The organism is Actinomycetota bacterium (assembly GCA_040905475.1).
Classification (GTDB): domain Bacteria; phylum Actinomycetota; class AC-67; order AC-67; family AC-67; genus DATFGK01.
The window spans coordinates 1-12,248 of the sequence record JBBDRM010000100.1; the positions used below are offsets into that span (position 1 = coordinate 1).

12 protein-coding genes are annotated in these 12,248 nt (G+C 67.0%); all 12 read right to left on the reverse strand.

The window, feature by feature from the left end:
- Positions 1-2,146 (reverse strand): polyribonucleotide nucleotidyltransferase (locus tag WEB06_11415; protein MEX2556229.1); only part of this gene is annotated, 2,146 nt, incomplete at its 3' end.
- Between the two features lie 225 nt (positions 2,147-2,371).
- The gene (rpsO, locus tag WEB06_11420) at positions 2,372-2,641 is read right to left on the reverse strand and encodes a 30S ribosomal protein S15 (GenBank protein ID MEX2556230.1); all 270 of its coding nucleotides are present in this window, start codon (positions 2,639-2,641) and stop codon (positions 2,372-2,374) included.
- Between the two features lie 60 nt (positions 2,642-2,701).
- On the reverse strand, positions 2,702-3,946 hold the full coding sequence (locus WEB06_11425; protein MEX2556231.1) for a hypothetical protein: 1,245 nt from the start codon (positions 3,944-3,946) through the stop codon (positions 2,702-2,704).
- Between the two features lie 53 nt (positions 3,947-3,999).
- The gene (locus WEB06_11430; protein ID MEX2556232.1) at positions 4,000-4,941 is read right to left on the reverse strand and encodes a bifunctional riboflavin kinase/FAD synthetase; all 942 of its coding nucleotides are present in this window, start codon (positions 4,939-4,941) and stop codon (positions 4,000-4,002) included.
- Positions 4,938-5,816, reverse strand: a complete 879-nt coding sequence (gene truB / locus WEB06_11435) for a tRNA pseudouridine(55) synthase TruB (protein ID MEX2556233.1) — start codon at positions 5,814-5,816, stop codon at positions 4,938-4,940. The genes WEB06_11430 and truB overlap by 4 nt, the downstream gene beginning before the upstream one ends.
- A complete protein-coding gene (locus WEB06_11440; GenBank protein ID MEX2556234.1) occupies positions 5,813-6,805 on the reverse strand; it encodes a bifunctional oligoribonuclease/PAP phosphatase NrnA in 993 nt (330 codons plus the stop codon). Before WEB06_11440 ends, truB begins: the two co-directional genes overlap by 4 nt.
- On the reverse strand, positions 6,802-7,170 hold the full coding sequence (rbfA, locus tag WEB06_11445; protein ID MEX2556235.1) for a 30S ribosome-binding factor RbfA: 369 nt from the start codon (positions 7,168-7,170) through the stop codon (positions 6,802-6,804). The genes WEB06_11440 and rbfA overlap by 4 nt, the downstream gene beginning before the upstream one ends.
- A gap of 41 nt (positions 7,171-7,211) precedes the next feature.
- Positions 7,212-8,366, reverse strand: a complete 1,155-nt coding sequence (locus WEB06_11450; GenBank protein ID MEX2556236.1) for a hypothetical protein — start codon at positions 8,364-8,366, stop codon at positions 7,212-7,214.
- A 1-nt stretch (position 8,367) separates the two neighbouring features.
- A complete protein-coding gene (locus WEB06_11455) occupies positions 8,368-8,658 on the reverse strand; it encodes a DUF503 domain-containing protein (protein MEX2556237.1) in 291 nt (96 codons plus the stop codon).
- 2 nt (positions 8,659-8,660) lie between these two features.
- The gene (gene infB / locus WEB06_11460) at positions 8,661-10,802 is read right to left on the reverse strand and encodes a translation initiation factor IF-2 (GenBank protein ID MEX2556238.1); all 2,142 of its coding nucleotides are present in this window, start codon (positions 10,800-10,802) and stop codon (positions 8,661-8,663) included.
- Positions 10,799-11,104: a YlxR family protein gene (locus WEB06_11465; GenBank protein MEX2556239.1), complete on the reverse strand. Its 306-nt coding sequence runs from the start codon at positions 11,102-11,104 to the stop codon at positions 10,799-10,801. The genes infB and WEB06_11465 overlap by 4 nt, the downstream gene beginning before the upstream one ends.
- Positions 11,101-12,207, reverse strand: a complete 1,107-nt coding sequence (nusA, locus tag WEB06_11470) for a transcription termination factor NusA (GenBank protein ID MEX2556240.1) — start codon at positions 12,205-12,207, stop codon at positions 11,101-11,103. Before nusA ends, WEB06_11465 begins: the two co-directional genes overlap by 4 nt.
- Positions 12,208-12,248 lie beyond the last annotated feature (41 nt).

Sequence of the window (12,248 nt, forward strand, 5' to 3'; positions counted from 1 at the left end):
GGTCGATCGGGGCGAGCGAGATCTTCCCCGCGCGCTCGTCGATCCGCATGACCTGAACCTCGATCTCCTGGCCGGGCTCGAGCACCTCGGATGGGTGGCCGATCCGCTTCTTTCCGAACCCGAGCTTGGACACGTGAAGGAGCCCGTCCTTGCCGCCGGGGATCGACACGAACGCGCCGAAGTCCGTGATGCCGGCGACCTTGCCCTTGTAGCGCGTTCCTACCTCGGGCATCACCGGGTTGGCGATCTCGCTGATCCGCTCGCTCGCCCGCTCGGCGCCGTCCCCGCCCCTGGCGGCGATGAAGATCCGGCCGTCGTCCTGGATGTCGATCTCCGCGCCCGTCTCCTCCTGGATCTCCTTGATCTTCTTGCCCTTGGGGCCGATGACCTCGCCGATCTTGTCGACGGGGATCTGGATCGTGATGATGTGCGGCGCCAGTGGCGACAGCTCGGTGCGCGGCGCCGGAAGCGCCGTCTTGATCACGTCGAGCACCTGCATCCGAGCACGCTTCGCCTGCTCGAGCGCCTGCGCAAGAACCTCGGACGGGATGCCGGTGAGCTTCGTGTCGAGCTGCAGAGCCGTCACGAAGTCCTTCGTGCCGGCGACCTTGAAGTCCATGTCGCCGTAGGCGTCCTCGGCTCCGAGGATATCGGTGAGGGTGACGTAGTCACCGCCTTCGTGGATCAGCCCCATCGCGATGCCGGCGACGAGGTCGTAGATCGGCACTCCGGCGTCCATCAGCGACAGCGTCGAGCCACACACGCTCGCCATCGACGTCGATCCGTTCGACGACAGAACCTCCGACACGACGCGGAGCGCGTAGGGAAACTCGTCTTCCGGCGGGATCACCGGGAGGAGCGCCCGCTCGGCGAGCGCACCGTGGCCGATCTCGCGGCGCTTCGGCCCTCGCATGAAGCCGGTCTCCCCCGTCGAGAACGGCGGGAAGTTGTAGTGATGCATGTAGCGCTTGGATTCCTCGGGATCGATCGTGTCGATCATCTGCTCCATGCGCATCATGCCCAGCGTCGCGATCGACAAGACCTGCGTCTCGCCGCGCTGGAACAAGCCGGTGCCGTGCGCGCGAGGCAGCAGCGTGACCTCTGCCGACAACGGCCTGATCTCGTCGGCCTTGCGACCGTCGATGCGGAGCCCCTCGGAGATGATGCGCTGGCGGATCATCCGCTTGGTCAGCGAGCGGATCGCCGGCGAGAACTCCTTGTCGCGGAGCGCGAGCTCCTCGACCTCCGCGAGCGCCGTCTTCACTTCGTCCTTGATCGTGTCGAGCTGGAGTTCCCGCGCCGCCTTGTCCGCAACCTGCAGGGCTTCCGCCATCTGGGATTTGGCGAGCTCTTCGACGCGGCTCATCACGTCGTCCCCGTACTCCGGGAACGTCGGGAACTCGCGGACCGCCTTGGCGGCCAGCTTCGCGAACTCCTGCTGCATCTCGCAGAACTCACGGATCGGGCCCTTCGCGAACTCGAGCCCGTCGGCCACGACGTCCTCGGTCGGCGCCGGATGTCCGGCCTTGATCAGGTTCCACGATCCGGGGGTCGCTTCGGCCTCGACCATGATGATGTCGACATCGCCGGAGTCGTTCACGCCTCCGGCAACCACCATGTCGAACGTGCACTCATCGACCTCTTGGAACGTGGGGTTCGTGATCCACGAGCCGCCCTTGTAGCCGATGCGGACGCCGGCGAGCGGCCCCTCGAACGGCATCCCGCCGAGGATGACCGCCATCGACGCGCCGGTGATCGAGAGCACGTCGGGCTGGTCGATCTGATCGGCCGACAGGATCGTCGCGACGATGTGGATCTCGTTCCGGAAGCCCTTCGGGAACGACGGGCGCAGCGGCCGGTCGATCAAGCGGGCGGTGAGGATAGCGGTCTCGGACGGACGGCCTTCGCGACGGAAGAACGAGCCGGGGATCTTCCCGACCGCGTACATGCGCTCTTCGACGTCGACGGTCAGCGGGAAGAAGTCGAGATTCTCTTTCGGCTTCGACGACGCGACGGCCGTGACGAGGATCTGGGTGTCGTCGACACCGATAACGACCGCTCCGTCGGCGAGCTTCGCGAGCTTCCCCGCCTCGAGCGTGTAGGTCTTCCCCTCGATCTCTCTCTCGAGCTTGAAGGGTGCGGACATATGACAAACCTCCTAGGGCGCTTCGGCCCTCGTGACGGTCTGCCGGGGGCGGGTCCGCTTCGTGGTGCGGGGTCAGTTCTCAGTGGTGGACCGCCAGGTGGCGAGATGGCAGGTGTTGGACTGGCGGTTCGCGACCGAGGACTGATCCCGAAGCGACATAGCCTCCGGCTCTTCGGTTACTCCCTTACCTTTCCTCCCAGGAAGAAGGGGCGCAGCGCGCCCCCCTTACCGTCTGAGACCGAGCCGCTCGATGAGCTCTCGGTACTTGGCTACGTCTTGACGCTTGATGTACTCGAGCAGCCGGCGACGCTTGCCCACCATCATGAGCAAGCCGCGGCGCGAGTGGTGATCCTTCTTGAAGGACTTCAGGTGCTCGGTGAGGTCGTTGATGCGCCGGGTGAGCAACGCAACCTGAACCTCGGCGGAGCCCGTGTCCTTGTCGTGGATCCGGTACTCGGAGATGAGAGGTTGTTTCTGTTCCGTGGTGAGTCCCATGTGATCGCGGCGAATCGTACCAGAGGCCGAGGGGCGGGGCGAGGCAGACGATAAGCCTGGTCAGGGCGCTGCGTAGCCGCCGATCCGGGTCCGGAGCTGGAGCAGGAATCTCGGGGTCAGCCCGACGCCGCTGATCTCCTCGAGGCTCGGCAGCGGCGGGTCTTGGAGCATCGCGATGAGCTCGGTGAGGTCTCGGACGGGGTCCGGCGGCAGCTGGGCGCGGACGCCGTCCTTGTACTTGGTCTCCGTCCAGAGCAGCCGCTCCCCCGCCGGGTCCCAGACGAACTCGGGGATGATCCAGCCGTCGTCGCCGTCGTAGGTCAGGCGCCGGACCGCACCCGATGCGAGGTCGAGCTCGTAGAGATCGTTCGAGGCTTCCGCGATCGGCTGCAGGAAACCCAGCTCGAACAGCGGAAGGATCAAGAGGTAATCGAGGTCCGCCGGGGTACCCGCCGTCCAGAACGCGCTCGACCAGGTGTTCCAGGCGCTCGGGTGGTCGCGCGTCGACATGAAGATCACCTTCTTCATGTCGGGCGTGAAGATCGCCTGTTCGTCCCACGCGGGATGATCGGTGAGCCTGCGCAGGCGTGCCGGATCTCCTTCCGGCTTGCAGAGGTCGAGGTAGAACAGCTCTAAGTTCACCGTGGTGCCGATGCTTTCGGTGAACAGGAAGCCGCACCCGTCCGGCGACCAGTGCTGGGTTTCGAAGTAGTGGCCGGGCCCTTCGTGCACGACGGTGATGTTCTCGAGGTGCGGCGCAGGATCGGTGACGTAGTCGGCCACGCGGATGTCCCAGTAGCCGCGGCCGGTGTCGGTGACGAAGTTCCAATTGAGCCGGGTCCACACGATCCGGTTCCCGTCGGGCGAGAAGTACGCGTGGTAGTTGTCGTACCCGTCGTGGTCGCTCGTGAGCGCGATCGCGTCGCCGCCCGCGACCGGAACGACGTACAGATCCGAGCCGAGACCTCCGAAGCCAGGCGCGCCGAGCGTGATGTTGGTCCCCCGCCAGGAGTGGAACAGGATCACGTCGCCCTGCGGCCGCGAGTCGGGGACCATGTTCGGCCCCTCCTGTCCACAGGTGAGGCATCGCTCCTCCGCCCCGTCGAGCTCGGCGATGTAGATCTGGTTGGTGCCTGCTTCGTCGAACGCGTGATGGACCACGTGCTCGCCGTCGGGCATCCAGTCCGGCGCCTGGCCGAACTGGTAGGAGTTCGTGGTCACGACGAAGGCCGGGGCGTCGGCCCGGGCGCCGAACGGAACGGCAGCCCCTACGAGCGCAAGGGCGATCGCCAGCATTCGAGGCATGGGACAGTCTTAGTCGCGCGTGGATCGTTTTCCTGCTTGCCTCGCTGGAAGGTTCAGCTTCGCAAGCCGAGCAGCTCGCGGGCCTTGGCGATGTCGACGCGGATCTCTTTCATCATCGATCCCGCATCGGGGAACCTCAGCTCGTCTCGGAGCCGATGCGTGAACTCGACGCCGATGACCTTTCCGTACAGATCGCCGTCGAAGTCGAGCACGTGGACCTCGACGATCGGAGTCGATCGGTCCTCGAACGTGGGGTTGTAGCCGACGTTGATCACCGCGGGAAATCGCCTGCCTTCCTGATCCATCCAGCCGGCGTAGACGCCGACTTTCGGCAGGATCATCTTCGGCGGCAGTTCGAGGTTCGCGGTCGGGATGCCGAGTGCCCGGCCACGGCCCGCGCCCTTCACCACGTGCCCTTCGAGCCGGAACGGCCGGCCGAGCTCCTCGGCGACGCGCTCGACCTGGCCGTCGGCGATCTGCTGACGGATCAGCGACGAGGAGACGGCGTCGTCTCCCACCGAACCCTCGAGCAGCGTGAATACGTCGACGTCGAAGCCGTTCTCGGCGCCGAGCTGTGAGAGCATCTCTACCGTGCCGCTCCCGCCGTGACCGAAACGGAAGTTCGCGCCGACAACGAGGTGGACCGCTCCGAGGGCGGCCACGAGCACGCGGTGGATGAAATCCTCCGCCGGGAACTGCCGGAAGTTCTCGTCGAAGCGGAGCACGAGGAGCACGTCGATCCCGAGCTCTGAGAACACGGCCGCGCGCTGCCGGAGCGTCGTGATGAGCTGCGGAGCGATCTTCGGATTGAGGAGCTCGAGCGGATGCCGGTCGAACGTGACCACGACGGCTTTCGCACCGCGAGCCCGCGCTATCTCCACGACCCGGCGCAACAGCATCTGGTGGCCGACGTGGACGCCGTCGAACACGCCGACCGTGGCCACCGACGGCTTCACGTCGGCCGGCAGGCCGCTCAACCCTTGGGCGATGATCACGGGTCCGCCACCACGACGAGGGGGCGGGATACGTCGCCGCGGTCCTCGGCCATCGCTACCAGACCGGCGGGCCCGACCACCGTGTACTCCCCCTCCACGCCGAATGCGGGTAGTGATTTCCCTTGGGCGAGCGAGCGCGCCTGCTCCGCATCGACATCACACCTGGGATGGGCGGCGACCGCGTCGAGCATGGGCCGCACGGCGCCCGCCTCCACGGCGTCGAGCGCGATCGCATCGTCGACGGCGAACGTGCCGACCCGCGTCCTGCGCAACACCGAAACGTGTGCACCTACACCGAGCGATCGACCGAGGTCATGCGCCAAGGTCCGCACGTACGTCCCCGGCGAACAGCGAACGCGGAAACGAACCGTCGGACGCGGGCCGGGCTCGAAGCGCTCGATGCTCATCTCGTGAACCGTGACGCGCCGTGGCGGCCGGTCGACCTCCTCGCCCCGCCGTGCTTTCCGATACAGCCGCTCGCCCCCGACCTTCACCGCGCTCACCATCGGTGGGATCTGGTCGATCGCGCCGGTGAGCGCCGCGGCCGCGCGCTCGACGTCATCGCTCGACACGGCAGAAGCGTCGGACTCAGACAGGACGTCGCCGGATGCGTCCTGGCTGGACGTCTCCACGCCGAGTACCACGTCGGCTTCGTACTCCTTCTCCCCGCTCTCGATGAATCGCAGTAGTCGGGTCGCCCGGCCGACGCCGAGCACCAGCACGCCGGTGGCATCGGGATCGAGTGTGCCCGCGTGCCCGACGCGCTTCAGGCCGAGGCTGCGCCGCACGATAGCGACGACGTCGTGAGAGGTCATCCCTGCAGGCTTGTCGACGACGAGGATCCCGTCCACACCCGGCGCGTCCCCGCGGCTCAAGCCGTGCCCGCGGCCTCGAGCCGCTCGGCGATCGTCTGAGCGATGACGCGCGGATCCTTGCCCTCGGCGGTGAAACCGGCAGCGAGCGCGTGCCCTCCCCCGCCGAACGACTCGCACAAGGCGCCGACGTTGGCGGTCCCCTTCGCGCGCATCGAAACCTTGTAGTTGCCGTCGGGGAGCTCCTTGAGCACGCAGGCGACCTCGGCGACGTCCGCCGTGCGAACGACGTCGATGATCCCATCCGTGTCCTCGGGATCGATCCCGCTGTCCTCGAGATCGCGTCGCGTGACCCAGGTCCAGATCATGCTCGCGGCCGGGATGATCTCCGCCCGCTCCAGCGAAACCGCGAGGACCTTCAGGAACCCGACCGGATGCGTGTCGTAGACGATCCGCGCGATCTCGTCGTGTGCGATGCCGTAGGAGAGCAGGTCACCGGCGATCGCGTGGATCTCCGGGGTTGTGTTCCGGTACTTGAAGCAGCCGGTGTCGGTGAGGATCCCGGTGTACAGGCACGTGGCGATGTCGTGATCGAGCGGGATCGCGAGCTCGCGGATCAGGTAATAGGTCAGCGCCGCGCTCGCCGCGATGTGCGGGTCGATCAGGTTGATGGTGCCGAAGCTTTCATTGGAAACGTGATGGTCGACGCAGATGAGCTGCTTCGCCGCCTTCGCGTTCGGCTCCAACGTGCCCAGCCGCTCGACCGAACCGCAGTCGAACGTCACCATCAGCTCCGGATCGGACGGAACGTCCTCGGGCGGCGACAGTCCGTCCAGCCCGGGCAGGAACGTGTAGTGCTTCGGCACGACGAACGGGTCGCTCCCCCACGACGCGATCGCCTTGACGCCGCGCTCGCGCAACGCGAGCTGGAGCGCGAGCATCGAGCCGAGGGCGTCGCCGTCGGGCCCCTGATGACAGGCAAGCACGATCTCGCGGGCCCCCTCGATCGCCGTGCGCGCTGCGCGCCAATCGTCCTTGGTGATGCTGCTCATGCCTGCTCCTGCTCTTCGTCCTGATGGAGACCCGAGATGATGCTGTCGATGCGCTGGGTGCGCACGGGGACCGGATCCTCGACGAATTCTAGCGTCGGGGTGAACCGGAGACGGATCTGGCTCGCCACCCGGGCGCGGAGATGCTTCGTCGCCCGGCGCAGCCCGTCACGGGTAGCGGCGCGTTCCAGATCGCTGCCGTAGACGGTGTAGAAAGCCTTCGCGTTGCGGAGATCCCGGGAGATCGTGACTTCGGTGATCGTAACGAAGCCGACCCCGGGGTCCTTGAGACGCTCGACCTCGAAGGCAAGGACCTCCTTGATCGCTTCTCGGACGCGCTCCGCCCGGGGATAGCTCGCGTTCGCCATAGGTGCAGTCTAGCGGTGCCCTCGTGACACCCGGACCCCGTCTAGCGCAACCAGCCGAGGAAAACGGGCCCTTGTCCGGGCTCCGTGACCACGGTTACCCGGCCGTCGACGACGAGCTGAAGCGAACGGTCGTCGGTAGGGACGGTCGGGCCGGTCAGGATGACCAGGATCCGTCCGGGCATTAACGCGAGCGGGATCGCGTCGGCGGGGACGCCTCTGAGCGCGCGGGTCGGGTCCCCCGACTCGGGCTCGGCGAGCTCGTAGGACACTTCACGAGTCGACGGATCGGATCCCACGAGCATGAGCGCTCGCCCGTCGGAGGCCCAGACGACCCATGGGATCCGCTCGTCGTCGTCTCGCCGCAGTATCGTCGCGGACTGGCGTCCGGCCGCGAGCCGGCGCAGCGTATACGGCCGGTCCTCTATGTCGCTCCAGACCAGCTCCTGGCCGTCCGGGGAGATCGCGAACCGATCGAAGAAGTCCGACCCCGACGTCGCAGATAGCAGCGACGACCGCTGGGCTTCGAGGTCGTAGAGGTAGAGGCCGGGACTTCCGTCATCGCAATCGCAGACGGGCATCTGGTAGATCAGCGAACCTCCCAGGCTCCACCCAACCGGTACCAACGGTTCGTCGGGGTAGCGATTCCCGGAGCCGGACTCGCGTGGCTGCACGGAGCTTCGGCCGTTGCCGAGGTTGACCACGTAGAGCTCCGGATCGGTCCCGGTCCAGGCAACCGCGAACCGCCTGCCGTCGCGCGAGACCGTGCCGCCTTCGAGCTGCTGCCCGCTCGTCACCGGAAGGATCGCGACCCGCTGCAATCCCTCGCGATCGACCCGCCACACGGTGCCGGCATCGGTGGCGAACGCCACGATGTCTCCCGATCCCGGCTGGCGGAGATGCTGCGGGACCGGCGCGTCGTCGATCCGGCCCATGGTGATCCAATCCTTCGCACCGATGTCGTAGGCGAACACCTCGCCGGACTCGACCGCGTAAACGAGATAGGGCCCGGTGCCGGCGAGCGAGCCGGGGCCCGTCGGTGACGCCGTGGGACTCGGCGACGGCGACGACGTCGGAGCGCCTTCCGCTTGCGGGCGGTCGGATCGGGAAACGGCGACCACGGCGACCACGGCAGCCAGCCCCAGGGTCGCGATAAGCGCGACCACGTGCCAGATCGACTTCGGACGCTCGCCGTTCATGTCACTCCGGAGAGTAGAGGTCGATGCCGACGTCGATCGTATCGACGCGGGGGTACGTCTCCACGTGACGCTCCACTTCGTGCAAAACGCGCTGCACGTGGAACTTGGTGTCGGCGATCACCGACACACCGATTGTCGCGCGCTGATGCTGATCTTGATGATCGACCTCGGCCACGGCCGCGTTGAACCTCTGCTTGATGAGTCCGGTCAGGCCGCGCAACGCGGATCGCTTCTCCTTGAGGGACGTGCACCCCGGGAGCCGCAGCTCGAACCGGGCTACGCCGACGAACATGGTCAGGCCCGGGGGATCTCCCGGATCTCGTACGCTTCCATGACATCGCCGTCCTTGATGTCTTGGAAGTTGTCGATCCCGATACCGCACTCGAAGCCCTGCTGCACCTCGCGCGCGTCGTCCTTGAAGCGCTTGAGCGAGGAGATCACGGAATCGGCCAGCACCACGCCCTCACGCAGCAGCCGGACCTTCACGCCGCGCGTGATCGTGCCGTCCTCGACGTACGAGCCGGCGATCAAACCGATCTTGGGAACCTTGAACGTCTGCCGCACGACCGCGCGACCGAGCACACGCTCTTCGTATTCGGGCTTGAGCATGCCCTTGAGCGCCGCCTCTACGTCCTCCACAAGCTTGTAGATGATCTGGTAGGTGCGGATGTCGACGCTTTCCTTCTCGGCGAGTTCTCGTGCGGCAGGTGAAGGACGGACGTTGAAACCGATCACGACGGCCCCCGACGCCTGCGCCAGCGTGATGTCGTTCTCGGTGATCTGCCCCGCAGCCTTGTGCAGGATCCGAACGTGCACATCCCCCACCTTGATCTTGTTCAGGGCGTCCTCGATGGCCTCGAGGGAGCCCTGAACGTCCGCCTTGAGGATCACGTTCAGCTCGGAGATCTCACCTTCGCCGATCTGCGCGAAGAGCTCGTCGAGCGTGACTCGCTTCTGCGAGACCATCTCGGCCGCGCGCTGCTTGGCGAGCCGCTCTTGCGCGATGTGACGCGCGGCGCGCTCGTCGGCGACCGCGAGGAACGTGTCGCCGGCCTGGGGCACGGTCGAGAAGCCCAATACCTGAACCGGCTGGCCGGGACCGGCCTCCTTCTCCGGCTGTCCGTTCTCGTCGAGCATCGCGCGGACGCGTGCCCAGGCGCCGCCGCACACGATCGAGTCGCCGACCCTGAGGGTTCCGCGCTGCACCAGGACCGTCGCCACCGGGCCGCGCCCCTTGTCGAGGTGCGCCTCGATCGCGACGCCGCGTGCCGGTGCCTTGGCGTTCGCTTTGAGCTCTTGGACGTCGGCCACGAGAAGAAGCATGTCGAGGAGCTGATCGACGTTCGTCCCCGCCTTGGCGGATACGTCGACGAAGATGGTGTCGCCCCCCCACTCCTCGGGGTTGAGACCCTGCTCGGCGACTTGCTGGCGCACCTTCATCGGGTCGGCTTCTGGCTTATCGACCTTGTTCACCGCGACAACGATCGGAACGCCGGCCGCCTTGGCGTGACTGATCGCCTCGATCGTCTGCGGTTTGACCCCGTCGTCGGCGGCCACGACGAGCACCGCGATGTCGGTGACCTTCGCTCCACGGGCACGCATCTGGGTGAACGCCTCGTGGCCGGGCGTATCGATGAAGGTGATCTCGCGGCCGTTCTTGTGCGATTGGTAGGCGCCGATGTGCTGGGTGATGCCGCCGAACTCGCCGGCAACCACGTCGGCCGAACGGATGTAGTCCAGCAACTTCGTCTTGCCGTGGTCGACGTGGCCCATGATCGTGATGACCGGTGGTCGCGCAGTGAGGTCGGCGGGGTCGTCGTCGTCGACGGGAACCTCTTCGGCTTCGTCGTCGGGAGACACGATCTGCATCTGAACGCCGTAGTCCGAACCGACGAGCTCGACGGCCTCGTCGGAAAGCGACTGGGTTACCGTCGCCATCTCTCCGAGCAGGAAGAGTTTCTTGACGATCTCCGCGGCCGGCACGCCGAGCTTGGCGGCGAGCTCCTGCACGGTGATCCCTCGGTGAACCGAGACGGTCTTGGTCGGCGGCGCCTCGCTCGGCGCCGGCGCATCGGGCGTGGCCGCCGGCGCAACGACCGAAGCCGGTTGCGGAGCAGGCTTCTGAGCCGGAGCCGGGGCCGGCGCACGCTGGACGGGACGCTCCGCGGACGGCGGCGGAGCCTGCCGTTCGGCAGAGGGTCGCTTGGCGGGCGCGGCGGCCGAACGCGTCGGCCGCTTCGGCCGGGCGGGCCGCGCCGCGGTCTGCGCCTCCTTGACCGTTCCCCGCTCGACCGCTTCCTTCAGCTTCTGGGCGACCACGTCGTCGACCGTCGACGAGTGGCTCTTGGCCACGACGCCCATCGCACCGAGGAACTCGCGCACGAGCTTGCTCGACAGGCCGAGCTCTTTCGCGAGCTCGTAGACGCGTACGCTCACGCGTCCACCGCCTCGAGGTCGCGGACGATGGAGTTCCCGTCGACGCCGTCGGCTCGCAGCGCTCCCGCGAGACGCCGGTGAACGACCCTCACGCAGGCGGGGTCGGGGCATACGTAGGCGCCGCGCCCGGGCATGATGGCTGCGCGATCCACTTCGGCCGTCCCACCAGAGTTGCGAACGATCCTGATCATCTCGGCCTTCGGCCGGGCGCGACGGCACGAGACACACCGGCGCGCATGCGTGCGACGCCTCCGGGAACGTTCCTCCCGGGGCACGGCACGACGCGAGCGCCGTCCGCTCATCCCTGAGCGCCTCCCGCTTCGGCGGCCTGAGGTCCCGGCGCGGGCGCCGCCGGCGGGGATGCGGCCGCAGGCTCTGCGGTTGCCGCTGCCGGTTTCGGCTTGGCGTCCTCCGCGACCTGCGTCTCGCTCTTGATGTCGATCCGCCAGCCGGTCAGCCGCGCGGCGAGCCGCGCGTTCTGGCCCTCTTTCCCGATAGCGAGCGAGAGCTGGTAGTCGGGGACGATCACGAGCGCCGTCTTCTCGGCTTCGTTGATACGCACCTCTTTCACCTTGGCCGGCGAGAGCGCGTTGGCCACGAACGCGCCCGTGTCGTCCGACCAGGGGACGATGTCGATCTTCTCGCCGCGGAGTTCGTTCACGACCATCCGAACCCGCGAGCCCTTCGCGCCGACACACGCGCCGACGGGATCGACCCCCGGCTCGTTGGAAGAGACCGCGAGCTTCGTGCGGTGTCCGGCCTCGCGCGCGATGGCCTTGATCTCAACGATCCCCTCGGCGATCTCGGGGACCTCGAGCGCGAAGAGCGCCTTCACCAATCCGGGGTGTGAGCGCGACACGACGATCGACGGCCCCTTCGCCGTCTTGCGAACGTCCACGATGTACGCCTTCAGTCGGGCGCCGTGCTCGTAGCGCTCGGACGGGACCTGCTCGGCCGGCGGCAGCAACGCCTCGACCTTGCCGAGGTCGAGCAACGTGTAACGCGAGTCGGACTGCTGCACGATCCCGGTGACGATGTCGCCGGTGCGCCCCGCGTACTCACCGAACGTCATCTCCCGTTCGGCCTCGCGGATCTTCTGGAGGATCACTTGCTTCGCCGTTTGCGCGCCGATGCGTCCGAACTCCTTGAGATCGAGCGCCTCGCGCTCACCGACGAAGTTCTCGTCGGCATCGCGGACGGGCTGGCCTTCCTCGTCGAGGTCGTACTCGAAGATCCGATAGACGCCGGTCTCGGGGTCGACCATCGCTCGGGCGCCGCGCTCCTCCGGAAGCGTCTTGCGGTATGCAGCGGCCAGGGCTTCTTCGAGCCCGGCCATCAACGACTCGATCGGGATGCCTTTCTCCCGCTCGATCAGCTTCAGCATCTCGATGTCTACAGGATTCATGAGTTCACCATTCCGGTCGGGGGCTACCGCTTCGCTCCTTA

What these genes read in the sequence shown, in the direction of transcription:
- rpsO (MEX2556230.1), bottom strand. Translation starts at nt 2,641, where the DNA reads ATGGGACTCACCACGGAACAGAAACAACCTCTCATCTCCGAGTACCGG.
- rbfA (MEX2556235.1), bottom strand. Translation starts at nt 7,170, where the DNA reads ATGGCGAACGCGAGCTATCCCCGGGCGGAGCGCGTCCGAGAAGCGATC.
- WEB06_11425 (MEX2556231.1), bottom strand. Translation starts at nt 3,946, where the DNA reads ATGCCTCGAATGCTGGCGATCGCCCTTGCGCTCGTAGGGGCTGCCGTT.
- WEB06_11465 (MEX2556239.1), bottom strand. Translation starts at nt 11,104, where the DNA reads ATGAGCGGACGGCGCTCGCGTCGTGCCGTGCCCCGGGAGGAACGTTCC.
- WEB06_11450 (MEX2556236.1), bottom strand. Translation starts at nt 8,366, where the DNA reads ATGAACGGCGAGCGTCCGAAGTCGATCTGGCACGTGGTCGCGCTTATC.
- WEB06_11455 (MEX2556237.1), bottom strand. Translation starts at nt 8,658, where the DNA reads ATGTTCGTCGGCGTAGCCCGGTTCGAGCTGCGGCTCCCGGGGTGCACG.
- nusA (MEX2556240.1), bottom strand. Translation starts at nt 12,207, where the DNA reads ATGAATCCTGTAGACATCGAGATGCTGAAGCTGATCGAGCGGGAGAAA.
- WEB06_11440 (MEX2556234.1), bottom strand. Translation starts at nt 6,805, where the DNA reads ATGAGCAGCATCACCAAGGACGATTGGCGCGCAGCGCGCACGGCGATC.